The sequence below is a fragment of the Brevundimonas fluminis genome (assembly GCF_003934285.1).
GTDB classification, from domain to species: Bacteria; Pseudomonadota; Alphaproteobacteria; order Caulobacterales; family Caulobacteraceae; genus Brevundimonas; species Brevundimonas fluminis.
The window spans coordinates 48,848-71,053 of sequence record NZ_RQWJ01000003.1; the positions used below are offsets into that span (position 1 = coordinate 48,848).

Annotated in this window: 21 protein-coding genes; 9 read left to right on the forward strand and 12 right to left on the reverse strand. The window is 69.3% G+C overall.

The window, feature by feature from the left end:
- Nucleotides 1-49 precede the first annotated feature (49 nt).
- The 4 genes from EFJ44_RS05100 to tldD are packed head-to-tail and all read left to right on the forward strand — an operon-like array spanning nucleotide 50 to nucleotide 3,215.
- Entirely contained in the window at nucleotides 50-412 is a 363-nt protein-coding gene (locus tag EFJ44_RS05100) for a PadR family transcriptional regulator (RefSeq protein ID WP_125256134.1), read from the forward strand.
- Nucleotides 409-978 (forward strand): DUF1700 domain-containing protein, encoded by a 570-nt coding sequence (locus tag EFJ44_RS05105; protein ID WP_125256135.1) that lies wholly within the window; start codon nucleotides 409-411, stop codon nucleotides 976-978. Before EFJ44_RS05100 ends, EFJ44_RS05105 begins: the two co-directional genes overlap by 4 nt.
- A gap of 14 nt (nucleotides 979-992) precedes the next feature.
- Complete coding sequence (locus EFJ44_RS05110) at nucleotides 993-1,733, forward strand: GIN domain-containing protein (protein WP_125256136.1); 741 nt, start codon at nucleotides 993-995, stop codon at nucleotides 1,731-1,733.
- Between the two features lie 51 nt (nucleotides 1,734-1,784).
- Nucleotides 1,785-3,215 carry a metalloprotease TldD gene (gene tldD, locus EFJ44_RS05115; RefSeq protein WP_125256137.1) on the forward strand — a complete coding sequence of 477 codons (1,431 nt, stop codon included), beginning with the start codon at nucleotides 1,785-1,787 and terminating at the stop codon, nucleotides 3,213-3,215.
- A 244-nt stretch (nucleotides 3,216-3,459) separates the two neighbouring features.
- On the opposite strand, the gene EFJ44_RS05120 is transcribed toward tldD, so the two are convergent.
- Nucleotides 3,460-4,362 (reverse strand): TraB/GumN family protein, encoded by a 903-nt coding sequence (locus tag EFJ44_RS05120; RefSeq protein WP_125256138.1) that lies wholly within the window; start codon nucleotides 4,360-4,362, stop codon nucleotides 3,460-3,462.
- Between the two features lie 181 nt (nucleotides 4,363-4,543).
- Between EFJ44_RS05120 and EFJ44_RS05125 the strand changes: the two genes are divergently transcribed.
- The gene (locus EFJ44_RS05125; protein ID WP_164511859.1) at nucleotides 4,544-6,583 is read left to right on the forward strand and encodes a TonB-dependent receptor plug domain-containing protein; all 2,040 of its coding nucleotides are present in this window, start codon (nucleotides 4,544-4,546) and stop codon (nucleotides 6,581-6,583) included.
- Nucleotides 6,584-6,592: 9 nt separating this feature from the next.
- Here the strand turns inward: EFJ44_RS05125 and EFJ44_RS05130 are convergent, their stop codons facing one another.
- Complete coding sequence (locus EFJ44_RS05130) at nucleotides 6,593-7,342, reverse strand: DUF72 domain-containing protein (RefSeq protein ID WP_125256139.1); 750 nt, start codon at nucleotides 7,340-7,342, stop codon at nucleotides 6,593-6,595.
- Complete coding sequence (locus tag EFJ44_RS05135; RefSeq protein ID WP_125256140.1) at nucleotides 7,339-7,614, reverse strand: 2TM domain-containing protein; 276 nt, start codon at nucleotides 7,612-7,614, stop codon at nucleotides 7,339-7,341. Before EFJ44_RS05135 ends, EFJ44_RS05130 begins: the two co-directional genes overlap by 4 nt.
- Before the next feature lie 109 nt (nucleotides 7,615-7,723).
- Here EFJ44_RS05135 and EFJ44_RS05140 point away from each other — a divergent pair, with 109 nt between their 5' ends.
- Complete coding sequence (locus tag EFJ44_RS05140) at nucleotides 7,724-8,815, forward strand: winged helix-turn-helix domain-containing protein (protein ID WP_164511860.1); 1,092 nt, start codon at nucleotides 7,724-7,726, stop codon at nucleotides 8,813-8,815.
- Here EFJ44_RS05140 and EFJ44_RS05145 read toward each other — a convergent pair.
- The 7 genes from EFJ44_RS05145 to EFJ44_RS05175 all read right to left on the reverse strand — a co-directional run bounded on the left by EFJ44_RS05145 (nucleotide 8,770) and on the right by EFJ44_RS05175 (nucleotide 15,661).
- Complete coding sequence (locus EFJ44_RS05145; protein ID WP_125256142.1) at nucleotides 8,770-9,090, reverse strand: hypothetical protein; 321 nt, start codon at nucleotides 9,088-9,090, stop codon at nucleotides 8,770-8,772. The genes EFJ44_RS05140 and EFJ44_RS05145 overlap by 46 nt on opposite strands.
- A gap of 35 nt (nucleotides 9,091-9,125) precedes the next feature.
- Nucleotides 9,126-10,484 carry a glutamate--cysteine ligase gene (locus EFJ44_RS05150; RefSeq protein ID WP_125256143.1) on the reverse strand — a complete coding sequence of 453 codons (1,359 nt, stop codon included), beginning with the start codon at nucleotides 10,482-10,484 and terminating at the stop codon, nucleotides 9,126-9,128.
- 64 nt (nucleotides 10,485-10,548) lie between these two features.
- Nucleotides 10,549-11,268 carry a 16S rRNA (uracil(1498)-N(3))-methyltransferase gene (locus EFJ44_RS05155; RefSeq protein ID WP_125256144.1) on the reverse strand — a complete coding sequence of 240 codons (720 nt, stop codon included), beginning with the start codon at nucleotides 11,266-11,268 and terminating at the stop codon, nucleotides 10,549-10,551.
- A gap of 78 nt (nucleotides 11,269-11,346) precedes the next feature.
- Nucleotides 11,347-12,144 (reverse strand): hypothetical protein, encoded by a 798-nt coding sequence (locus EFJ44_RS05160; protein WP_125256145.1) that lies wholly within the window; start codon nucleotides 12,142-12,144, stop codon nucleotides 11,347-11,349.
- 59 nt (nucleotides 12,145-12,203) lie between these two features.
- Nucleotides 12,204-13,367 carry an acyl-CoA dehydrogenase family protein gene (locus EFJ44_RS05165; RefSeq protein ID WP_125256146.1) on the reverse strand — a complete coding sequence of 388 codons (1,164 nt, stop codon included), beginning with the start codon at nucleotides 13,365-13,367 and terminating at the stop codon, nucleotides 12,204-12,206.
- Between the two features lie 2 nt (nucleotides 13,368-13,369).
- Complete coding sequence (locus EFJ44_RS05170) at nucleotides 13,370-15,151, reverse strand: acyl-CoA dehydrogenase C-terminal domain-containing protein (RefSeq protein ID WP_125256147.1); 1,782 nt, start codon at nucleotides 15,149-15,151, stop codon at nucleotides 13,370-13,372.
- 3 nt (nucleotides 15,152-15,154) lie between these two features.
- A complete protein-coding gene (locus EFJ44_RS05175) occupies nucleotides 15,155-15,661 on the reverse strand; it encodes a MerR family transcriptional regulator (protein WP_125256148.1) in 507 nt (168 codons plus the stop codon).
- Nucleotides 15,662-15,717: 56 nt separating this feature from the next.
- On the opposite strand from EFJ44_RS05175, the gene EFJ44_RS05180 reads away from it, so the two are divergent.
- Nucleotides 15,718-15,909: a DUF2256 domain-containing protein gene (locus tag EFJ44_RS05180; protein WP_125256149.1), complete on the forward strand. Its 192-nt coding sequence runs from the start codon at nucleotides 15,718-15,720 to the stop codon at nucleotides 15,907-15,909.
- On the opposite strand, the gene EFJ44_RS05185 is transcribed toward EFJ44_RS05180, so the two are convergent.
- Together EFJ44_RS05185 and EFJ44_RS05190 are read right to left on the reverse strand one after the other, a co-directional pair.
- On the reverse strand, nucleotides 15,866-16,288 hold the full coding sequence (locus EFJ44_RS05185; RefSeq protein WP_125256150.1) for a DoxX family protein: 423 nt from the start codon (nucleotides 16,286-16,288) through the stop codon (nucleotides 15,866-15,868). The genes EFJ44_RS05180 and EFJ44_RS05185 overlap by 44 nt on opposite strands.
- Nucleotides 16,289-16,538: 250 nt before the next feature.
- On the reverse strand, nucleotides 16,539-17,927 hold the full coding sequence (locus EFJ44_RS05190; protein WP_125256151.1) for a protein adenylyltransferase SelO family protein: 1,389 nt from the start codon (nucleotides 17,925-17,927) through the stop codon (nucleotides 16,539-16,541).
- Nucleotides 17,928-18,126: 199 nt separating this feature from the next.
- On the opposite strand from EFJ44_RS05190, the gene nhaA reads away from it, so the two are divergent.
- Together nhaA and EFJ44_RS05200 are read left to right on the forward strand one after the other, a co-directional pair.
- Nucleotides 18,127-19,335: a Na+/H+ antiporter NhaA gene (gene nhaA, locus EFJ44_RS05195; protein ID WP_125256152.1), complete on the forward strand. Its 1,209-nt coding sequence runs from the start codon at nucleotides 18,127-18,129 to the stop codon at nucleotides 19,333-19,335.
- A gap of 224 nt (nucleotides 19,336-19,559) precedes the next feature.
- A complete protein-coding gene (locus EFJ44_RS05200; RefSeq protein ID WP_125256153.1) occupies nucleotides 19,560-22,163 on the forward strand; it encodes a TonB-dependent receptor in 2,604 nt (867 codons plus the stop codon).
- Nucleotides 22,164-22,206: the final 43 nt, after the last annotated feature.

Sequence of the window (22,206 nt, forward strand, 5' to 3'; positions counted from 1 at the left end):
ACGCAAGCTACCTTGTCATACGCATTGGTCGTCAAGGGAGACCCAAACCGTGCCCGAGCACATCGACACGCAGCTGAAGAAGGGGGTGCTGACGCTCTGCGTCCTGACCCTCCTGAACCGGCGCGACGGCTACGCCTACGACATCGCCGCGGACCTCTCGAAGGCCATCGGCATGGGCGAAGGCACCATCTACCCGCTGATGCGGCGGATGCAGACCGACGGACTGGTCGAGACCTATCTGGTCGAATCCGCCGCCGGGCCCTCGCGCAAATACTATCGCCTGACCGCCGCCGGCCGTCGGGCGCTCGAAGCCCAGACCGCGGAATGGCGCACCTTCGCCGACGCGGTCGAGGCCGTCCTGGCCGAGCCCGCCGCGGCGACGGCCGAAACCAAAGGGGAGCTGACGCAATGACCCGCGCGGAATTCATCTCGCGCCTGAAACGGGGACTGGTGGGCCTGTCCGCCCCCGCCGCCGACGAGATCGTCCAGGATTATGAGGCGCACTTCGACGCGGGCGCCGCCGACGGCCGGTCCGAGGCCGAGGTGGCCGAGGCCCTGGGCGATCCCGACCGTCTGGCCCGCGAACTGCGGGCCGAGGCCGGCGCCCGCGCCTGGAACCAGCAGCCGGGCGCCTCGTCCGCGGCCGGAGCCATCTTCGCCATCATCGGCCTGGGCGCCATCGACATCCTGATCCTCCTGCCGATCGTCCTGCCCGTGTTCGGCAGCCTGATCGCCGTGCTGGTGTCGGGCATCGGCGTGTTCCTGGCCGGAGGCTTCACCCTGGTGGCCGGGCCCTTCCTCGACTTCCCCGGCGGCCCGGCGACGGCCCTGCTGGCGGGCGTCGGGATCATGGGACTGGGCGTCTTCATGACCGCGCTGTGCGCCGTCTTCGTCAAATGGCTGATCGACGCCACGGTCTGGTACGCGCGCCTGCACTATCGCGTGCTGAAACCCGCGCTCGACCAGGGCCGGATCTGAGGGAGGGACCGAACATGATCCGCAATCTTCTCATCATCATGGGCGTGGGCCTGATCATGGCCGTGGTCGGCATCGGCGGCGCCTTCGCCGTCGGCGGTCCCGCCATCATGCGCGACGGCTGGAGCTGGTCGTTCCATGACCGGGACGGCGACTGGGTCCGCGTCACCCGCGACGGCCCCCGCGAGCGCGGGCCGGAGGTCACCCGCTCGCTGGAATGGACCGGCGGCGACCGCCTGGTCCTCGACGTCGCGGCCGACGTCGTCTTCACCCAGGGCGACGTCGCCTCGGTCACCGTGGCCGGCCCCCGGAGCCGCGTCGATCGCATCCGGCTTGAGAACGGCCGTCTGTTCGCCGAGGGAAACGGGGACTGGGGCGGCTGGCGTGACCGGGTCCGCGTGACGATCACCGCGCCGGGCGTCTCGACCTTCGAGATGAACGCCTCGCAGGACCTGACCCTGCGCGCCATCGACGTGCCGACGCTGCGGATCGCCATTTCGGGCTCCGGCGAGGTGGTGGCCGAGGGGCGCGCCCGGACGCTGGATCTGGACGTCTCCGGATCGGGCGAGGCCGATCTGACGGCCCTGACGGTCGTCGACGCCGACGTCGACGTCTCCGGCTCGGGCGAGGTCGACGTCGGCCCCACCGGCCGTGCGACCATCACGATCTCCGGCTCAGGCGACGTCGACCTGACCCGCCGCCCGGCGTCGGTCCAGTCCAACGTCTCCGGCTCGGGAGACGTCAACGACGCCTGGTGACGAAGCGGCGGAAGGGGTGACGCGCCCCTTCCGCCGTCCTATCTGCGGAGCATGACCGCGCACGTTCCCCCGCCGCCCCTGCTCGAAACCGCCGGGGTCGATCCCGACGAGGCCCTGTCGATCCTGCGCGGGGCGCTGGCCGGCGCCGACGACGGGGAACTCTTCCTCGAACGGTCCGAACTCGAATCCCTCGTCTTCGACGACGGCCGGCTGAAGGGCGCGAACTACGACGCGACCGAGGGCTTCGGCCTTCGCGTCGTGGCGGGAGAGACCGCCGGCTACGCCCACGCCAACGAAATCACTCCTGACGCCATCCGTCGCGCGGCCGAGGCGGCCTCGCTGGCCAAGTCGGGCCACGCCGGCGTGACGGCCGAGGGGCCGCGCGCCACCAACCAGTCGCTGTATCCGCCGCTGGACCCACTGGCCGCGCCCGGCTTTTCCGACAAGATCGCCCTGCTTCAGGAAATCGACGCCTGGGCCCGCGCCCGCGATCCGCGCGTGGTGCAGGTCTCGGCCAGCCTGATCGGCGAGCGGCGCGCCATCGAGATCCTGCGCGCCGAAGGCCGGTCGGTTCGCGACGTGCGCCCGCTGGTCCGCTTCAACGTCTCGGTGACGGTCGAGAAGAACGGTCGTCGCGAAACGGCCTCCGCCGGCGCCGGCGGCCGGGCGGGCTTCGAGGAATGGACCGCCCCCGAGCGCTGGCAGGCGCAGGTCGACGAATGCCTGCGTCAGGCGCTGGTCAACCTTGGAGCCGTCGACTGCCCGGCGGGCGAGATGGACGTGGTCATGGGCGCCGGCTGGCCGGGCGTCCTGCTGCATGAGGCCGTGGGCCACGGCTTCGAAGGCGACTTTCACCGCAAGGGCTCGTCGGTGTTCACCGGCATGATGGGCAGGCGCGTGGCCGCGCCGGGCGTCACCGTGGTCGACGACGGCTCCATCGCCGGCCGTCGTGGCTCTCTGACGGTGGACGACGAGGGCACGCCGACTTCGCGCACCGTGCTGATCGAGGACGGCATGATGGTCGGCCTGATGCACGACCGTCTGTCGGCGCGGCAGATGGGGCAGCAGGCCACCGGCAACGGGCGGCGCCAATCCTTCGCCCACATTCCCATGCCGCGCATGACCAACACCTTCATGGAGGGCGGCAAGGACAGCCGTGCCGACATGATCGCCAACACGAAGCGCGGCCTCTACGCCGCGAACTTCGGCGGCGGCCAGGTGGACATCACCAATGGCAAGTTCGTCTTCCAGTGCACCGAGGCCTATCTGATCGAGGACGGGAAGATCACCTCGCCCGTGCGCGGCGCGACCCTGATCGGCGACGGCGCCACGGCGCTGAAGGGCGTCACCATGATCGGCGACGACTTCGCCTTCGACCCCGGCGTCGGCACCTGCGGCAAGGCGGGGCAGGGCGTGCCGGTGGGCATCGGCCAGCCCAGCCTGAAGATCAGCGGCCTGACCGTGGGCGGCACGGCGGTCTGATCCCGCGCGCCGAAACGGCGGAACGCCCGGCGAAACCGTGATGGCTTGTGCCGACTTGTCCCTACGGAACAAGGCTTCGGTCTGATTTGAACCCGACTTGCCGGCGTCGCTGCATGTCGGCGCCGTCATGCGTTCGGCCGGCCGCAGGATGTGCACTGTGTGCACTCCATGCGCTCAAAATTTTCCCTGCGCCGCGCGCAGTGCACCTTTCGCCCGCGACCTCCCCTCCGGCACGTCCCCCGCGTCAGCGCTTCCAGACCGGTCCGATGATCTCGAAGCCGCGCGCCTCCAACGTGTCCAGCAGGCCGTTCGGCTCGGCCAGCACGCGCAGCGGCACGATGGCCAGGGTCGTGCCGTCCTGCGCCAGCGCGCCTTCCGCCCCCGCCAGCCACTGGCTTCGCAGCAGGGCGCCCCACTCCGGGTCGCCCCATGGCCAGCATTCGGTCAGGGCGATCTCCAGTGGCGACTCCATCACCGCCGGGACGTCGAATCGGCGCCAGGCGGCGGCGCGCTCCAGCATCCCCGGCTCGCCCGCCTCCGCCGCCACGATGGACAGTTCGATGCAGGTGACCCAGCTTTCCGGCGGCATGGTCAGCAGGTCCTCGATGACCTCGTCGCCGCGCACGTCGGCGATGCGCTGGCTGGGAGTTCGGCCCCGGCGCGTCGTCCGGCGCACGGCGTCCTCCACCGACGGCCCCTGGCCGCGGTTCAGTCGAGTGAACCCCAGCAACAATTCAGAGCGGGTCATCAAGAAGCTCTGCCGCATCAGGTCGTCCCGCGTCAGAGCGTCCAGCGCCGTCAGTCGCTGCGTCCACTCCGGCGAGAGATAATCCGCGCTGGTCTTGCCGCGCGGCATGCGCGTCAGGGTGCCCGACCTCCAGATCAGGCGCACGATGTCCGCCGGCGACACGTTCGCGGCATGCGAATAGAGGACACGGTCGGACCGTTCGGCCGCCCGCTCCAGCGCGTCCGGCCGCCACTCCAGGCTCTTCGGCAGGGCCTGGATCGCGCCGACCAGAAGAAGGGTCGATCCGCCGCGCGTCACCTCCCAGGTCGGGGCGCCGGACCGCCGGGCCTCCACCACCACGTCGTCGACCTCGGTCACCTCGACGTCCTGGGCCACGGAGACCGCCGGCGTCAACGCCATGAAAAGACAGAAGGCGAACAGTCCAACTACACGCATAGTCTTGTTTCCGCCTCAATGATTACAGTGATGAAATGTTGGACATCTTATTTATGACGGTCATTTAACGTACCTGTCCAGCTTGTAACTGGAAACGGTCCTTTTCGATCGTCAGGTTCCCGCCAACTAAGGAGAGGGAACCCCAGTGAAGAAGTCGATCCTGCTCGCCGGCGCCGCCGCGATCGCCCTGGCCGCCACGGCCGCCCACGCGCAGGAGGCCGCCCCCATGGCCTCGGCTTCCGCCACCGAGACGGCGTCGGGCGTCATCGTCTACCAGCCTGACTTCTTCGCCCAGGCGCGGCCGAACACGGCGCTGGAGATGGTGCAGCGCGTGCCCGGCTTCGGCATCGTCGACGGCGACGGCAGCCGCGGCTTCGAGGGCGCGGTCGGCAACGTCCTGATCAACGGCGCGCGCCCGGCGTCCAAGACCGACACCGGCTCGTCCGTGCTGTCCCGCACCCCCGCCTCCCAAGTCGAGCGGATCGAGCTGGTGCGCGGCGGCGCGCCGGGGATCGACATGCAGGGCTTCCCGCTCGTCGTGAACGTCATTCTGAAGAGCCAGGCCACGATCCAGCACGTGGTCAACGCCAACGCCTTCTTCTTCGAGGGCGGCGGCGAGGATCTGTACGGCGGCAGCTATCAGGTCACCGCCCGTGACGGCGACACGAACTGGAGCCTGACCCTGTCCGACGGCGTCAGCATGAGCGACAGCTTCGGCCCCGGCACGGTCACGCGCACCAACGGCGCCGGCGTGATCACCCGCGCGGAGACGGTGGACGGCTATGCCAAGGGCGGCGGCCAGTCGGCCCGCGCCACCTGGGCCGGCCCTTTCGCCGGCGGCAAGATCGACCTGACCGGCCGCTACGGCGTCAACGACTGGTTCCAGGAGAGCGTTCAGGAATCGGCCACGGCCCTGCGGACCAACCGCAACGTCAACGACGGCGACGGCGGCGAGGTGGGCGCGGTCTACGAGCGTCCGCTGTCGCCCGCTCTGAAGTTCGAGGGCCGGCTTATCCACCAGTTCAGCTCGTCCGAGGGCGCCGCCAGCGGCGACGCCCGTCTGGCCGGCGTCGACCAGCCGCAGCAGGTCTTCAGCTACGCCAACGACGCCTCGGAGACGATCGTCCGCGGCCAACTGCGCCACGAGAACGGCGCCGTCACCACCGAGGTCGGCGCGGAAGCCGCCTACAACGCCCTGGACACGCGCCAAGCCTTCACCGTCGGCGGCGTGCCCGTCCCCCTGCCGTCCGACCAGGTCAAGGTGGAAGAGACGCGGATGGAGGCCTTCGCCCGCTCCACTTGGCGCATGACTGAAACCCTGACGCTGGAAACCGGCTTGCGGCTGGAAAGCTCGACCATCAGCCAGTCGGGCGACAGCGACGCCGAGAAGGACCTGTTCTACGCCAAGCCGCGGGCCCAGCTGACCTGGACGCCGGGCCAGGGCAACCAGCTCCGCTTCCGCGTCGAGCGCGACGTGGGCCAGCTGGACTTCGGCGACTTTGCGGCCTCGGCCGACCTTCAGGCCGATCAGGTCTTCGGCGGCAACGCCGACCTGGAGCCGGACCAGCGCTGGATCTTCGAGGCCGCCTATGAGCGCCGCTTCTGGGGCGACGGGGTCGTCAGCCTGACCCTTCGCCACGACGAGATCTCGGATGTGATCGATCGCATCCCGCTGGTGGGCGGTTTCTCGGCCGTCGGCAACATCGGCGACGGGACCTACGACTCCGCCCGCCTCTCCCTGACTCTGCCGACCGACCGGCTGGGCATCTCCGGCGGCCGGCTGCGGACTTCCGGGACCTGGCAGGAGTCCAGCGTCACCGACCCGACGACCGGCCGTCAGCGTGAGATCTCCGGCATCCGCCCGTTCGACGCCAACATCGCCTTCACCCAGGACATCCAGTCCATCAAGACCCAATGGGGCTTCGAGTGGCTGCGCGGCTTCGACGAGGCCCTGTACGACCCCGACAGCCGCACCGACGTGCGTCTGCGCAACTACCGGATCCTGTTCGTTGAGTGGAAGCCGACGACCGACCTGTCGATCCGCGGTCAGGTCAACATCTGGGACGACTTCACCGTCAGCCGCACCCAATATGCGAACCGCACGACCCAGGCCATCGACTACGTCGAGGTGCGCGACGTCGATCCGAGGACCTTCTTCCAGGTCCGCGTCCGCAAGACCTTTTGACCGGCAGGCTCAGGCCAGGCGCTGGATCAGCGCCTGCGCCGCCGCCGGATTGCGCACCTTGGCCCCGGCGATGAAGAAGGCGAAGACGTCGCCCCGCTTCGCCCAGGCGCGGCAGCGCGCGGCGACGGCGTCCAGTTCCTGGCCCGTCATGCCGGTCGGCTCGTCCTCGCGGCTGGACATCAGGCGGGCGTAGGTGAAGTCGGCCGTCGGCGCATCGATGCGCGGCCATTCCGGCGCTTCGTCGTCTTCGGCATAGACGATGGCGACGCCGTACTTCGCGGCGAGGTCGTGGAACTGCGGCACGTCGAAGGTCGGGTTCCTCACCTCCAGCGCGTGCCGCAGACGCAGGCCGTCCTTCTCCTTCGGCAGCAGCTTCAGGAAGCCTTCGAAGTCCTCCGGATCGAACTTCTTGGTGCCCATGAACTGCCAGTTGATGGGGCCCAGTTTGTCGCCCAGCGCGGTCAGCCCCTGATCGAGGAAGCGGTCCATGGACTCGCCCATGTCCGACAGCACCTTGCGGTTGGTGCAGTAGCGGCTGGCCTTGATCGAGAAGACGAAGCCCTCGGGCGTCTCGTCGCGCCACTTCATCCAGCTGTCGGGCTTGAAGGTGGAGTAGTAGGTGCCGTTGATCTCGATGGCCGTCAGGGCGCGGCTGGCGAACTCCAGTTCCTTCTTCTGGTTCAGCTTCTCCGGATAGAAGACGCCGCGCCAGGGTTCGTAGGTCCAGCCGCCGACGCCGATGCGGATCGCGCCCGTCACCGCCGGCCCCGCAGGCGCTCCATCTCCCGTTGCACGGCCGCCTCGTGGTTGCCGGACAGCGCCATCCAGACCGACGCCATGTGGGACAGCAGGCCGATGCCCCAGCCCAGCAGGGGCCAGAAGGCCCAGTCGATGCCGCCGCCCGTCCACCAGTCGATGGCGAACAGTCCGGCATTGACGATGGCGAAGACGAACAGGTGCGAGACCACGCTGCGCTTGGCCTCCACGCGGCGTTCGGCCTGCTCCCTCAGCTTGGCGTCGGCGTCGGTCATGGCGTCCCTCCCTGAACGCCGCGAGCATGCCACGGACGCAGTCGCGCCGGTAGAGGCCCGCCCATTGCCTTCGCCGCCCGGATCATCGACCGTCGCAGGGATGAGTCCCGTGCGCTTCGACCGCTTTCGCCTGGATCCGCTGGATCGCCGCCTGACCCGGGACGGGGAAACCGTCGAGCTGAGCGGGCGGTATCTCGACGCCCTGGCTCTGCTGGTGGCCGAGCGCGGGCGGCTGGTCACCAAGGACCGGTTCATGGCCGAGGTGTGGAGGGGCGTGCCCGTGACCGACGAGGCGCTGACCCAATGCGTCCGCAGCCTGCGCCGCGTGCTCGGCGACGACGCGACCCGGCCGCGCTTCATCGAGACGGTGCCCAAGCATGGCTATCGCTTCGTCGCCGAGGTGGCCGACGGCGAGACCCAGGCGGCCGCAGAGGCGCCGGCCGTCCCCGTCGCCGCCGCCGTCACCGCGGCGGCGCGCCCGGCATGGCGCGAGGGCCTGAGCGGCGCGGCCTCCGGCGGGGCGGGCGGCGCCGTGGCCGGCCTGATCGGCGGGGTGGTCTACGGCCTCGCCGTGTCGCCGGAGGGCATGGGGGCCACCTCGGCCCTGCTGGTGCTGATCTGCGTGACCACCGTCCTCGCTCTCGGCGCGGGCGGGGCGGTCGGGTTCGGCGTGGAAACCGGTCGGCTGCTGCGACCCGGGGCGTGGGGCGGCATCCTCGGCGGCGCCCTCGCCGGGGCGCTGGTCGGCGGCGTCACGCGGCTGATCGGCCTGGACGCCCTGGCGCTGCTGACGGGGCAGGCGCCCGCCGACATGACCGGTGCGGGCGAGGGGCTGGCCTTGGGCGCGGCGATCGGGTTCGGGGTCTGGCTGGCCGCGCGCCGCGGATGGTCGGCGCGGCTTGCGGGCGCGGTCTCGTCGGTGACCGGCCTCTTCGCCGGCCTGACGATGTCCTTGCTCGGCGGACGGTTGATGGGCGGCAGTCTGGAACTGCTGATCCGGGCCTATCCCGACGCGCGGCTGGACCTGGCGCCGCTGGGCGCGCTGGCGGGAGAGGCGACGTTCGGTCGGGCGGCGCAGACGGTCGCCGCGGCGCTTGAGGCGGGGCTTTTCGTCGGCTGCGTGGTGGCCCTGCTGACGGCCCGGCCCGCGCTGCGTCAGGCCCCGGTCGGCGTGGTCGGCGCGTCGGGCGTGCGCGGCTGAACTTCGGTCGGGAGGGTCGTCGTCGGCCGTTCCGGCAAGGGCTGCGCCGCCTCCGCGGACGTCGCGGCCGCCTCGGTCCGGTCCTCCGCGCGACCCATGGGGCCAGCAGTGAAGATGTAGATCAGGGCGAAGCCGATCGCGACGAGGGTCGCCGACACCACCAGGATCGTCAGCACGTGCATGCCGCCGCGGCCCGCCTTGGCGCGCTCGTCGGAGATGACGGGGCCGTCGCCCTGGGGGTCCGGCTGGGTGTGGGGCAGGATCGGGTCGGTCATGCCGGATCAATGCCCAAGCTGGGCCGGACGTTCCGTCAGTAGGCGAAGTCGCGGTACAGGCGCGACAGGTCGCGCTCCCAGTCGCCGTGATACAGGTCCAACAGGCGCTCGGCCGGGGTGACGCCCGAGTCCGCGATGTCTTCCAGCTCGGACAGATAGCCGCGCTCGTCTACCATGCCGCCGCTGAAGCGGGCGCGGGATCTCAGGCCCTGCTTGGCGATTGCGACCATGTCGACGGCGACGTCGCGCACGCTGCGTCCTGCAACTTCGGCCTTGAGACCGAGACGGGTGACGTCGCGGCGCAGGCGCTCGTGGTCGGCGATGTCCCAGCCCTTGCACAGGTCCCAGGCGGCCGAGAGCGCCGCGTCTTCGTAAAGGACGCCCACCCACAGGGCCTGAAGCGCGCAAATCCGGCTCCACGGCCCGCCGTCGGCGCCGCGCATCTCCAGATAGGACTTCAGCCGCACCTCGGGAAACAGGGTCGTCAGATGGTCGGCCCAGTCCTTCTTCGTCGCCCGGTCGCCGGGCAGGTCGTCCAGGCCGCCGTCCATGAAGCGCCGGAACGAGCGCCCGGACAGGTCGACGTAGCGCCCGTCCCGCCTGGCGAAATACATCGGCACGTCCAGCGCATAGTCGACGTACCGCTCGAAGCCGAAGCCGTCCTGGAAGACGAAGTCGAGCATGCCGGTGCGGTCGGGATCCGTGTCGGTCCAGACGTTGGCCCGGGCCGACAGAAAGCCGTTGGGCCGGCCCTCAGTGAACGGCGAGTTGGCGAACAGGGCCGTGGCGATCGGCTGCAGCGCCAGCGAGGTGCGGAACTTGCGCACCATGTCGGCCTCGGTCTCGAAGTCGAGATTGGACTGGATGGTGCAGGTGCGCAGCATCATGTCGAGGCCCAAGCCGCCGCGCTTGGGCATGTAGGCGCGCATGATGTCGTAGCGGCCCTTGGGCATGACCGGCACGTCCTCGCGCGTCCACAGAGGATCGAAGCCGACGCCGAGGAAGCCCAGGCCCAGCTGGTCGGCGACCTGCTTGACCTCCATCAGGTGGCGGCCGGTCTCGTCGCAGATCTCGTGCACGTCCTTCAGCGGGGCGCCCGACAACTCGAACTGGCCGCCGGGCTCCAGCGAGATGGAGGAGGTCAGCCCCTCGGGCGTCGTCCGCTCCAGGGCGATGACGTGCTCACCCTCGAACACCTCGGACCAGCCGAAGCGGGTCAGGCCCTCCAGCATGGCCCGGATGCCGCCGATTCCTTCATAAGCCGGGCGGCGAAGGGTGTCGCGGTGGAAGCCGAACTTCTCGTGCTCCGCGCCGATGCGCCAGTCGGCGCGCGGCTTCATGCCCTTGGACAGGGCCTCGATCAGGTCCGTCCGGTTCAGCGGCGCGTCGGTCATGTGTTGAAGTCCAGCCCCTCGGTCGTCGCGAGATGGGCGACGCGAGAGGGACGCACAAGGGGGATCAGCGTTCCCAGTCGCCGACCGCCGCCTGCCAGAGCGTCAGGGCGGTGGTCGCGGCCGTGTCGGCGCGGAGCACGCGGGGGCCCAGGGACGCGGCGACGGCGAAGGGCAGGGCGCGCAGGCGCTCGCGCTCCTCGGGGCTGAAGCCGCCTTCCGGCCCGATCAGGATCGCCCACGGGCCGGCGCCGGCTGCGGCCAGCGCCGCCATGGCGGGGGCCCCTCCGGTCTCGTCGCAGAACATCAGTCGGCGGGACGGGGCCCAGTCGTCCAGCAGAGCGTCCAGCTTCTGCGGCGCGTCGACCGGCGGCACGTCGAGCCGTCCGGTCTGCTCGGCGCTCTCCTCGGCGATGGCGTCCAGCCGGTCCAGGCGGACGTGCTGCGGCTGGGTGCGGGCGGTGGTGATCAAGCGGATCCGCGCGGCCCCCAGCTCGGTCGCCTTCTCCACCGCGAACTCGAGCGCGGACTTCTTCACAGTCGCGATCAGCAGATGGACGTCGGGCGGCCTGATCTGGTCGCGCAGACGCGCCTCGGCCCGCAGGACGACGCCCTTCTTCAGCACCTCGGCGACCGTGCAGCGCCACTCGCCGTCCGCGCCGTTGAAGACGTGCACGGCGTCGCCGGCCTTCAGCCGCATGACCTGGGTCAGGTAGCGCGACTGGTCGAGCGTGGGGGCGAGCGCCGCGCCCTCAGACAGGGGCTGGGGGATGTGGAGGCGGATCATGGACGACGGCATACCGGCGCACGCCGCGCACGTCATCCTCGGCCGATCCCGCCGCGGCGGCCGGGCCGTCGGGTGCGCTCAGCCCGGCACGAGCCGGCAGTCCCACACGTCGGACGCTTCCAGTCGCGCCACGGTCGCGCCGTCGAGGTCGATCCGGGTCTCCATCCGCAACTCATAGCGGAGCACGAGGCCCGTCTCCGCGTCGTGCAGGACGCGGCCGGAGCCGTTCATCTGGAGAAGGACCGGGACGCCGCCCTGCAAGGCTCCCTCGCCGCGCAGGGTCACCGGGCCTTCGAAGGCCCAGACGCGGCGTCCGAGATGTTCGGCTTCCCCACGATATGTCAGGCCCAGCGTTCCCTCGGATTCGAGCGGCAGCCCGATCTGGTCCACCATGCGCCGCATCAGCGTGGAGCGGAGCGCGTCGGGGTAGTAGCTGTCGCCCACCATGAAGCTGCGACCGATCAGAAGGCGTTCCGGCAAATCCTCGCCCGCCGTGCGCGCCAGTTCCGACAGCTGGGTCGCGGACAGTCCCAGCTCCAGCGCCCGGCCGGTCATCCTGGCGTCCCGGATCGCGCCGGTCGCGTCCGTGGTCAGTTCGAGGCCCGTGCGGCCTTCAGGCGAATCCGTCACGTTGCTGATCGCATAGCCGTCGCCGCTGGGCTTCAGGCCAAGTTCCACCCGACGCTTCTCTATCGCCGGCATGGGATTGGCGACCGGTTGACCTTCGCGCACCAGGATCGTGGTGGTCGCTTCCGACTGACAGCTGCGCATCGTCGTCGTCGACATCACCGGCGTGATGCGCGGGTCCTGCGCGGCCGCGGATTGCGGCAATGCGCCGGCCAGGAAGAAGCCCGCGGCCAGGAACGTGAACTTCATGATGGTCCTCCCTCTGACGATCATCCCGGTGATCGCGACGCGGGGCAAGACCTGTCGGCCTACAACGTCCGCGCGATCAGCAGCTTCATGATCTCGTTCGTGCCGCCGTAGATGCGCTGGACGCGGGCGTCCTTGTACAGCTGGGCGATCGGATACTCGTTCATGTAGCCGTACCCGCCATGCAGCTGGAGCATCTCGTCGATGGTCTCGCCCTGGACGTCGGTGACCCAGTATTTGGCCATGGAGGCGGTGGCGGCGTCCAGCTGGCCCTTCAGGTGCAGACCGATGCACCAGTCGCAGAACACCTTGGCCACAGTCAGCTTGGTCTTGACCTCGGCCAGCTTGAACTGGGTGTTCTGGAAGTCGATGACGCGCTTGCCGAAGGCCTTGCGCTCCTTGACGTAGGCCAGCGTTTCCTGAAGTCCGCGCTCGGCGGCGGCGACGCCCTGGATGGCGATGTTCAGGCGCTCCTGAGGCAGCTGCTGCATCAGCTGGACGAAGCCCTGGCCCTCGCCGCCGCCGATGACGTTTTCGGCCGGCACCTTCACGTCGTTGAAGAACAGTTCGGAGGTGTCGTTCCCCTCCATGCCGATCTTGTGCAGGTTGCGGCCGCGCTCGAAGCCGACCAGCCCGTCGGTTTCGACGACGATCAGGCTGGTGCCCCTGGCCCCCTCGGCCGGATCGGTCTTGGCCACCACGATGATGAAGTTCGCCAGCTGGCCGTTGGTGATGAAGGTCTTCGACCCGTTGACGACATAGTGGTCGCCCTGACGGATGGCGGTGGTCTTCACGCCCTGCAGGTCCGAGCCCGCGCCCGGCTCGGTCATGGCGATGGCGCCGACCAGTTCGCCGGACTGAAGCCGCGGCAGCCAGCGCTGCTTCTGCTCCTCGGTGCCGTAGTGCCAGACGTAGGGCATGACGATGGCGTTGTGCAGGCTGATGCCGAAGTGGTCCGCGCCCTTCCAGCCCAGCTGGCGCATCAGCACCACTTCATGGCGATAATCGCCGCCGAAGCCGCCGTCTGCCTCGGGCATCGACAGGCCCAGCAGGCCCGCCTCGCCGGCGTCGTTCCAGAGCGAGCGCGGGACCGAGGAGTCGGCGATCCACGACTGCACCTTCTCCGGCGGCGCGTGCTCGTCGATCCACTTGGAGACGCTGTCGGAGAAGAGGGTGATCTCTTCTTCCTGCATGAAATCAGGATCGGCGGCGGCGAGGACGTTCATGCTCAGAACGCCTCCGCCGGCACGCTCATAAGCACGTCGGCGCCGGTCTTCAGCTTGGCGAGATGGGCCTGCGCGTCGGGCAAGATGCGCTCGACGAAGTAGCGGCCGGTGGCCAGCTTGCCGGCGTAGAACGGATCGTCCGAGCCGCCGTCGATCTTCGCCTGCGCCGCCTTGGCCATCCGGGCCCACATATAGGCCAGGGCGGTGATGCCGAAGATGTTGAGGTAGTCGGTGGAGGCGGCGCCGGCGTTGTCCGGATTGGCCATGCCGTTCTGCATGAGCCACATGGTGGCCTCCTGCAGCTTCTTCTTGCTGTCTGCCAGGCCGTCGACGAAGGGCTTGATCGGCCCCTCGCCGCCGTTCTCGCTCACGAAGGCGTCGATCTCGGCGAACCAGCTCATGATGGCGCGGCCGCCGTTGGCGGGCAGCTTGCGGCCGACGAGGTCCAGCGCCTGGATGCCGTTGGTGCCCTCGTAGATCATGGTGATGCGCGCGTCGCGCAGGTACTGCGATGCCGGGAAGTGTTCGGTGTAGCCGCTGCCGCCGTGCACCTGCATGGCCAGGCTGGCGGCGTGGAAGCCCTTGTCGGTCAGATAGGCCTTCAGGACGGGCGTCAGCAGGCCCATGTAGTCCTTGGCCTTTTGCGCCACGGCCTCGTCCTCGGACTTCTCCAGGTCGGCGTGCAGGGCGGTCCACAGGATGAAGGCCTGACCGCCTTCGACGAAGGCCCTGGCCTCCAGCAGCATGCGGCGCACGTCGGGGTGGACGATGATCGGATCGGCCGGGCCCTCGGGGTTCTTCGGCCCCGTCAGGCTGCGGCCCTGCAGGCGGTCCCGGGCGAAGTCGACGGCGGCCTGATAGGCGGCGGTGCCGATGGCCAGACCCTGCAGACCCGTGCCCAGTCGCGCCTCGTTCATGACCACGAACATGTTGTTCATGCCGCGGCCTTCCTCGCCGATCAGCCAGCCGGTCGCGTCCTCATAGGCCATGACGCAGGTGGCGTTGCCGTGGATGCCCATCTTCTCTTCAAGCCCGGCGCACTGCACGCCGTTGCGTTCGCCCAGCGAGCCGTCCTCGTTGACCAGGAACTTGGGCACCAGGAAGAGGGACAGACCTTTGATGCCGGCCGGAGCGCCTTCGACGCGGGCCAGGACGGTGTGGATGATGTTCTCGGCGAAGTCGTGCTCGCCGGCCGAGATCCAGATCTTCTGGCCGGTGATCCTGTAGCTGCCGTCCGGCTGCGGGACGGCCTTGGTGCGGACCATGCCCAGGTCGGTGCCGCACTGGGGCTCCGTCAGGTTCATCGTCCCGGTCCACTCGCCGGTCGTCATCTTCGGCAGGTACTTGCGCTTCAGTTCGTCCGAGGCGTTGGCGTGGATGCCTGCCCAGGCGCCCGCCGTCAGGCCCGGGTACATGGAGAAGGCGGCCGAGGCTCCCGCCGTGAACTGGCCCACGGCCGAACCCAGAACCTGCGGCATGCCCTGACCGCCGTACTCCGGATCCATGGTCAGCGACGGCCAGCCGGCCTCGACCATCTGCGCATAGGCCTCCTTCCAGCCCTTCGGGGTGGTCACGACCGATCCCTCGATGCGGCAGCCTTCCTTGTCGCCCGGGTTGTTGATCGGGGCGATGACCTCGTCGGCGAAACGCCCGGCCTCTTCGAGCACCTGCTGCGCCAGCTCGGCCGAGACGTCCTGAAAGCCCGGCTGGTTGGCGTAGCGGTCGATGTCCAGAACGTCGCTCAGGATGAACGTCAGGTCGCGGACGGGCGCCTTGTAGGCCATGGGTCAGGCTCTCGCTTTTAGGGGGTGCAGGCGGGACAGGTGGGCGTCGTGCAGCGGGTCCGGGTTCAGCCGGGCCTTCAGCAGGCTGGCGTATTCCTCGGCGCCGGGCAGCAGGTCGGGACGGTGCTCGCCCAGACGCGCCTCCATGACGGCGCAGGCCTCTTCGGCGGTCTCGATGGCCGCGTCCAGATCAGCGCGCTGCTGCTTCAGCGCCTCGATCTGCGCCCGGTGGCGGCGCAGCGCCACGGCCATCTGATGGGCGTTGTGGTCCTTATGGTCATAGAGGTCGAGCATCTCCTGGATCTCGACCAGGGAGAAGCCGATGCGGCGGCCGCGCAGGATCAGCTTCAGCCGGGCGCGGTCGCGGGCGGAATAGACCCGCGTCTGGCCCTTGCGGGCCGGGGTCAGCAGGCCCTTGTCCTCATAGAAGCGCAGCGCCCGCGCCGTGGCCCCGAATTCGCGGCACAGCTGGCGGATGGAATAGGTGCGATGGTCGTCGGCGCTCGCCATGGCGGGCATCCTTGCCCGAACTTGACGCGCACGTAAAGGGAAGGTTCCGTCGCGCCATGGGCCGCAAACACGTCAACGACGTCGGCACGCGAAAGGCCGACCTGCCGCAGAAGATCTGCGTCGTCTGCGGCAGGTCGTTCGCCTGGCGCCGCAAGTGGGCGCGCGATTGGGATCAGGTGAAGTTCTGCTCCGACCGGTGCCGGATCAGCGGACTTCGCGGGCCCGCATCCACAGGACCGGCGCGGTGACGGCGATCAGGCCGAGGTTGGTGAAGGCCGGGACGACGTCCAGCGCCGCGGCGTGCACGCCCAGCATGACCGTCTGCAGGGCCAGCAGGCCCCCGGCGGCGGTGACCATCAGCGGCCTGCCCCACTGCCAGGAGGCCAGGGGCGCCAGCAGCAGGACGGCGAGGACGATCTCGGCGAGACCCAGGCCCTGAACCATCTCGAGCGGAACCAGGGCCGGCCAGCCCATCAGCTCGACGAGGGTCGGCAGGGGTTCGGTCGCCTTGGCCCAGCCCGCGGCAAGGAAGAACATGGAAAGCCAGCCCTGCAGGGTCCACAGGGTCAGGTTGCGATAGCTTGCGCGCAGGCGGACCTGCGACGGGGAAAGGGCCTGAGAGCTCATTGTCAAAGTCGCCCGGGGAGGGGCGCTCCGGTTCTTATTGGTAACAGATGCGATGTCGGATCGCCGCATCAGCCCCGCAAGGGCGAGAAGCTTCAGCGTAACCATCCGTGATCGCTTTCTGCATGAGCACCGGGGCCGAAGCGTGACGGTATGCATAACAATCCGTAAGGAAGCGTTGCCGAAGCCGCAGGGTGCGGCGACGGCGATCATGCTAGTCGGCCGCTGCTGCCAAGGCGCCGTCAGCAGTCCGTCAGTCGGCGCGTATCCGGGCGATCTTCGCCTCGAACGGGGCCCAGTCGTCCCCGGAATCGATGGCCGCCCAGATGGCCTCCACCTCGTCGATCAGCAGTTCTTCCGGCTCGGCGCGGGCGAACCGGGACGCCTCCAGCCGCTCGGGGCGATCCGGTTCGTGCTCGAACAGGGCGAAGCGGAAGGCGTCGAACGTCTCGCCCTGGTAGAGCTTCGCGCGCGGCCCGGACAGCGCGCGGGCGGAGGAGGCGAAGCCGGCGAACCAGTCGTGGAACAGCGGCTCCCACCGCAGGGCCGCCCCGCCTTCGCGCAGCAGGGCCAGCGCGGCGTCCAGCAGACGCTGGTCCGCCGCCTCGCCGAGGCTGAGGACGCCCAGCCGCTCCAGAAACGCGGCGCGCAGATGCCGGATGTAGGCGGGTCCGAAGCCGTTGAGCGCCGAAGTCAGGGCATCGGCGTCGTCTATGGGCTTCAAAGCGCCGCCCAGCTGGGTCAGGGCCCAGAAGACGGCCTCCGGCTGGCGGGCGAAGGCATAGAGACCGAACTGGTCGAAGTAGGCGGCGGTGAAGCCCGGCTCGTAGTGCGGCAGGAACCGCCACGGTCCGTAGTCGAAGCTCTCCCCCGTGACGTTCAGATTGTCCGTGTTCAGCACGCCGTGAACGAAACCGGCCGCGATCCAGCGCGCCGCCAGACGGGCCGAGGCGTCGACCACCTCCGCAAGAAATCCGGCGGCGTCGCCCGGCGCGACGTGGGGATGGTACAGCGATCGGGCGTGCTCCAGCAGGATCTCAAGCTGGTCCTTGCGCCCCAGATACGCCGCCCGCTGGAAGGTGCCGAAGCGGATATGACTGTGCGACAGTCGCACGAGCACGGCGGAGCGGGTGGGCGAGGGCTCGTCGCCACGCTCCAGAGCCTCGCCGGTCTCGATCAGGCTGAGCGCCCGGCTGGTCGGCACCCCCAGTCTCTGCAGCATCTCCGCCGCCAGCACCTCGCGCACGCCGCCCTTGAGCGTGAGCCGCCCGTCCGCTCCGCGAGACCACGGAGTCCGTCCCGAGCCCTTCGTGCCGAGATCCACCAGGCGGCCCCCGGCGTCCCGCATCTGCGCCGCCAGGAAGCCTCGGCCGTCGCCGAGGTCGGGATTGTAGGTGCGGAACTGATGACCGTGATAGCGCATGGCCACGGGTCCGGGCTGGCCCGGCAGGGGGGCGAAACGGCCGAAGTGGTCGATCCATTCGGGGCCGGTCAGCGTCTCTAGTCCGACTTCGGCGGCGGCGCGGTCGTTGCGGAAGCGCAGCAGCGCCTGCGGAAACTCCGCCGCCCGGACGGCGTCGCCATAGTCCTCTCCCAGGTCGAAGAAGCGGGGTTCCGGGCTGTAGACGCGGGCGACGGGCATGGGGGGCAGATGCGGCCGTCGGCGCGCGAAGGCAACCGCGGCGGCTTGAACCCGCCGCCTCGCCGGGTATGAACGGGGGCAGAGATCAGGCCCGCCGCCGTTCGCGCGGGCCAGGCCGGCGCCCGCGTTCCGGGGCGAACCCGGTCCGGCGCCCGTCGATAACCTGGCGCCTCGACCTTTCGTGATCCCGGAGGCCGCCATGGCGCGCAGACTGACCCTTGAATTCCTCAAGACCGAGGCCGGCTCGGGCGCCGTTCTGGGCGTCGCCGCCCTGATCGGCCTGACCTTGGCGAACTCGCCGTTCGCGGCGGACTATTTCGGCTTCCTGAAGGGCGAGCACGTCCTGCAGATCGGCCCGGCGATCCTCGAGATGTCCGTCTCCGAATGGATCAAGGAAGGCCTGATGGCGATCTTCTTCCTCGTGGTGGGGCTGGAGATCAAATACGAAATCATGCGGGGGGAACTGAGCGACCCGAAGAAGCTGGCCACGCCGGTCCTGGCGGCACTCGGCGGCATGATCGCGCCGGGCCTGGTCTATCTGGCGGTCGTGGCCCCTCTGGGAGGCCCCACGCAGGGATGGCCGATCCCGCTGGCCACGGACATCGCCTTCGCCCTCGCCGTCTTCGCCGTCTTCGCCAGAACCCTGCCGTCGTCCTTGCGTGTCTTCCTTCTGACGCTCGCGATCGTCGACGATCTCGGGGCGATCGCCCTGATCGCGGTGCTCTTCTCCGAGGGCGTGGTGTGGGGCCATCTGATCTGGGTCGCCGGCCTGTTGGCGGTGGGGGCCGCCTTCGCGCAATGGCGCAAGATCCCGTCGCCGTTCTGGGTGCTGGGCTTCGGCCTGACCTGGTGGCTCACGGTGGAGGCGGGCCTGTCGACGTCGCTGACGGCCGTGGCCTTCGCCGCCATCGTTCCCCTCCGGGAGCGTAAGGACGGCCAGGCGCCCCTGAAGGAGGCCATGCACGACCTGCACCCCTACGTCGCCTACGTCATCCTGCCCGTCTTCGCCTTCGCCAAGGCGGGCGTCAGCTTCGCGGGCATCGGGCTGGACCAGTTGGCCGCTCCGCTGGTGATCGGCATCGCCCTGGGGCTGTTCGTCGGCAAGCAGGCCGGGGTGCTGGCCATGGCCTGGCTGGCCTCGGCTCTGAAGGTGGGAACGAAGCCCACCGGGGCCACGTGGCCCGAAGTCTATGGGGTCAGCCTGCTTTGCGGCGTCGGCTTCACCATGAGCCTGTTCATCGGGGCCCTCGCCTTCCCCGGGGCCATCGACTCGCCGGAACAGGTCGAGGTCAAGCTGGGCGTGCTGGGCGGGTCTATCCTGTCCGCCGTGGTCGGCGGCGTGATCCTGTCGCTCGCCGCACTCCGGCGCAAGGAATTGGCCGTGGCTCGGGCGAATACTGGCGACTGACGCACGAATATTGACCCTGCGTCAGCGGTTTCCGTCGCTTTCTTGTCACAGTCCCGGCTTCCGTGCGGCGTGCGCGCGCCCGTAACGTGGCGTTATCCTTGTCGCGCGACACCGGTTGGATTACCCCGGATGTTGGCGATCGCCGTCACGCCAAGAAGGACGGGGTCATTGGGATTGGGAACGCTCCGGCCGCTTCCGGCCGGGCTCTAGGAGCCGGGATAGACATGCGTCTGAACCACATTCTTCGCACCACCGTGTCCGCCGCCGTCGTCGGCGCGGCCGTCTTCGGGGCCGCCGGCGTCGCCGCCGCCCAGGAGCAGGAAGTCACGCGCGTCGACGACATCATCGTCACCGCCCAGAAGCGGGAACAGAGCCTGCAGGACGTGCCGATCGTGGTCACGACCCTGTCGCAGGAGACGCTCGAGAACGCCGGCGTCAGCGACATCAAGGACCTGCAGATCCTGACCCCGGGCCTGACCGTGACGTCGACCGCCTCCGAGGCCTCGACCACCGCCCGCATCCGCGGCGTCGGCACCGTCGGCGACAACCCCGGTCTGGAAAGCTCGGTCGGCGTCGTGATCGACGGCGTCTACCGCTCGCGCAACTCGGTCGGCTTCGGCGATCTGGGCGAACTGCAGCGCATCGAGGTCCTGAAGGGCCCGCAGGGCACCCTGTTCGGCAAGAACACCTCGGCCGGCGTGATCAACATCATCACCGAACAGCCCTCGTTCACGCCGGAGTTCAACTTCGACGCCACGATCGGCAACTATAACGCCCGCGCGGTCTCGGGCTCGGTCTCGGGCCCGATCAGCGACTCGCTGGCCTTCCGCCTCTACGCCGGCCGCCGCCTGCGCGACGGCTTCATGAACATCGACGTCGGCGACGGCCCGCGTCCGCAGACGGACGACAACAACCAGGACTTCGGCACGGTCCGCGGCCAGCTGCTGTGGCTCCCCAACGACAACACCTCGATCCGCTTCATCGCGGACTATTCGAAGCGCGACGAATACTGCTGCGTCGGCACCCAGGTCCGCACCGGGCCGACCTATCCGTTCATCGACGCCACGTCGGTCGGCACCGGCCAGCGTCCGCCGGCCCCCGGCTTCGGCATGCTGCCGTTCTCCCGCACGGCCTACGCCAACCGCGAGACCGGTCAGGAAGTCGAGGATCGCGGCGTCTCGCTGGAAGCCAACATCGACATGCCGTCGCTGTTCGGCGGCGCGACCCTGACCTCGATCACCTCGTGGCGCGACTGGAGCTTCGTCAACGGTCAGGACGCCGACTTCACCGGCGCCGACATCGCCTACCGACTGCAGGACGGCGACTTCGGCTTCACCGTCGAGAACCTGACCCAGGAAGTCCGGTTGGCCGGCGCCACCGACCGTCTGGACTGGCTGGTCGGCGTGTTCGCCACACGTGAGGACATCGGCCGGACCGACAGCTTCTACCTCGGCGCGGACTATGCCCCGGTTCTGTCCTTCCAGCTCTCGGCGGCCCTGAACGCGGCCAACCCGCTCGTCCCGGTCAGCCCGTCGATCATCCCCTGCTTCACCCGCACGGCCCAGACCACGCCGCAGCTTCAGGCCTGCCTCGGCACGGGCGGCGCGGTGTTCGGCGGCGGCCCGACCTTCCTGCCCGGTCAGTCGATCGAGGACGTCTACGACCAGCGCTCGGACTCGTTCGCCATCTTCACGAACAACACCTTCTCGGTGACCGAGCAGCTCGATCTGACCCTGGGCCTGCGCTACACCTACGACGACAAGAGCCTGACGGGCCTGCAGACCAACGGCACCGACCAGGCCGGCCTGACCTGCGCCGCGGGTCTGGCCAACCAGGCCGCCATCGCCGGCGCGGTCGGCCCGGCCAACGCCCCGCTGATCCTGGGCCGCCTGTGCCTGCCGTGGTCGAACCCCTTCTACGACAACCGTCCCGTCGCGGAGTCGGAGAGCGACGGCGAACTGTCCGGAACGGTCAAGGCCTCGTTCCGCATCTCGCCGGAAGCGATGGTCTACGGGTCCTACGCCCGCGGCTACAAGTCGTTCGGTTACAACCTGGACCGCGTGCAGACGGGCATCACCCCGAACGCCTCGCTGCTGTTCCCGTCGGAAGTCGTGGACAGCTATGAGCTCGGCGCGAAGCTGACGCTTCTGGACCGCACCCTGCTGCTGAACGTCACCTACTTCGACCAGACCTTCGAAGACTTCCAGCTGAACACCTTCCTGGGCACGTCGTTCGTGGTCGAATCGATCCCCGAGCTGACCTCGCGCGGCGTGGACGCGGACTTCGTCTGGTTCACCCCGGTGGAGGGCCTGAGCTTCTCCGGCGGCGTGACCTACACCGAGACCAAGTACGGCGACTTCACCGCCGCCGACCTGGCCAACCCGGGCAACTTCCCGCAGCTGTCGCTGCTGCCCGGCGCGACGGCCTCGTTCGCTCCGGAATGGTCGGGCTCGGCCTCGGTCACCTTCGACCGCAGCCTGGGCGGCGGCCTGCGCGGCGGCTTCTCCCTCTCGGCCAAGTACATGAGCGACTACAACACCGGGTCGGACCTGCTGCCCTACAAGGCGCAGGACGCCTTCACCATGCTGAACGGCCGCATCAGCCTCGGCACCGAGGACGAGCGCTGGACGGTCGAAGGCTGGGTCCAGAACCTGACCGACGAGGAGTACATCCAGGTGGCGTACAACGCCTTCCTGCAGGGCTCCGCCTTCCAGTCGACGGTCCAGCCGAACGGCACCTTCTACAACCCGGCGCTGGACAGCCAGACCTACAACGCCTTCAACGGCGCGCCGCGGACCTACGGCCTGACGCTGCGCTACCGCTACTGATCGGCGGACGCCGGACCTGAGAACGACCGGCCGGGGAGCGATC

What these genes read in the sequence shown, in the direction of transcription:
- EFJ44_RS05105 (WP_125256135.1), top strand. Translation starts at nt 409, where the DNA reads ATGACCCGCGCGGAATTCATCTCGCGCCTGAAACGGGGACTGGTGGGC.
- EFJ44_RS05110 (WP_125256136.1), top strand. Translation starts at nt 993, where the DNA reads ATGATCCGCAATCTTCTCATCATCATGGGCGTGGGCCTGATCATGGCC.
- tldD (WP_125256137.1), top strand. Translation starts at nt 1,785, where the DNA reads ATGACCGCGCACGTTCCCCCGCCGCCCCTGCTCGAAACCGCCGGGGTC.
- EFJ44_RS05120 (WP_125256138.1), bottom strand. Translation starts at nt 4,362, where the DNA reads ATGGCGTTGACGCCGGCGGTCTCCGTGGCCCAGGACGTCGAGGTGACC.
- EFJ44_RS05135 (WP_125256140.1), bottom strand. Translation starts at nt 7,614, where the DNA reads ATGACCGACGCCGACGCCAAGCTGAGGGAGCAGGCCGAACGCCGCGTG.
- EFJ44_RS05145 (WP_125256142.1), bottom strand. Translation starts at nt 9,090, where the DNA reads ATGACCGACCCGATCCTGCCCCACACCCAGCCGGACCCCCAGGGCGAC.
- EFJ44_RS05150 (WP_125256143.1), bottom strand. Translation starts at nt 10,484, where the DNA reads ATGACCGACGCGCCGCTGAACCGGACGGACCTGATCGAGGCCCTGTCC.
- EFJ44_RS05155 (WP_125256144.1), bottom strand. Translation starts at nt 11,268, where the DNA reads ATGATCCGCCTCCACATCCCCCAGCCCCTGTCTGAGGGCGCGGCGCTC.
- EFJ44_RS05160 (WP_125256145.1), bottom strand. Translation starts at nt 12,144, where the DNA reads ATGAAGTTCACGTTCCTGGCCGCGGGCTTCTTCCTGGCCGGCGCATTG.
- EFJ44_RS05165 (WP_125256146.1), bottom strand. Translation starts at nt 13,367, where the DNA reads ATGAACGTCCTCGCCGCCGCCGATCCTGATTTCATGCAGGAAGAAGAG.
- EFJ44_RS05170 (WP_125256147.1), bottom strand. Translation starts at nt 15,151, where the DNA reads ATGGCCTACAAGGCGCCCGTCCGCGACCTGACGTTCATCCTGAGCGAC.
- EFJ44_RS05175 (WP_125256148.1), bottom strand. Translation starts at nt 15,661, where the DNA reads ATGGCGAGCGCCGACGACCATCGCACCTATTCCATCCGCCAGCTGTGC.
- EFJ44_RS05180 (WP_125256149.1), top strand. Translation starts at nt 15,718, where the DNA reads ATGGGCCGCAAACACGTCAACGACGTCGGCACGCGAAAGGCCGACCTG.
- EFJ44_RS05185 (WP_125256150.1), bottom strand. Translation starts at nt 16,288, where the DNA reads ATGAGCTCTCAGGCCCTTTCCCCGTCGCAGGTCCGCCTGCGCGCAAGC.
- EFJ44_RS05190 (WP_125256151.1), bottom strand. Translation starts at nt 17,927, where the DNA reads ATGCCCGTCGCCCGCGTCTACAGCCCGGAACCCCGCTTCTTCGACCTG.
- nhaA (WP_125256152.1), top strand. Translation starts at nt 18,127, where the DNA reads ATGGCGCGCAGACTGACCCTTGAATTCCTCAAGACCGAGGCCGGCTCG.
- EFJ44_RS05200 (WP_125256153.1), top strand. Translation starts at nt 19,560, where the DNA reads ATGCGTCTGAACCACATTCTTCGCACCACCGTGTCCGCCGCCGTCGTC.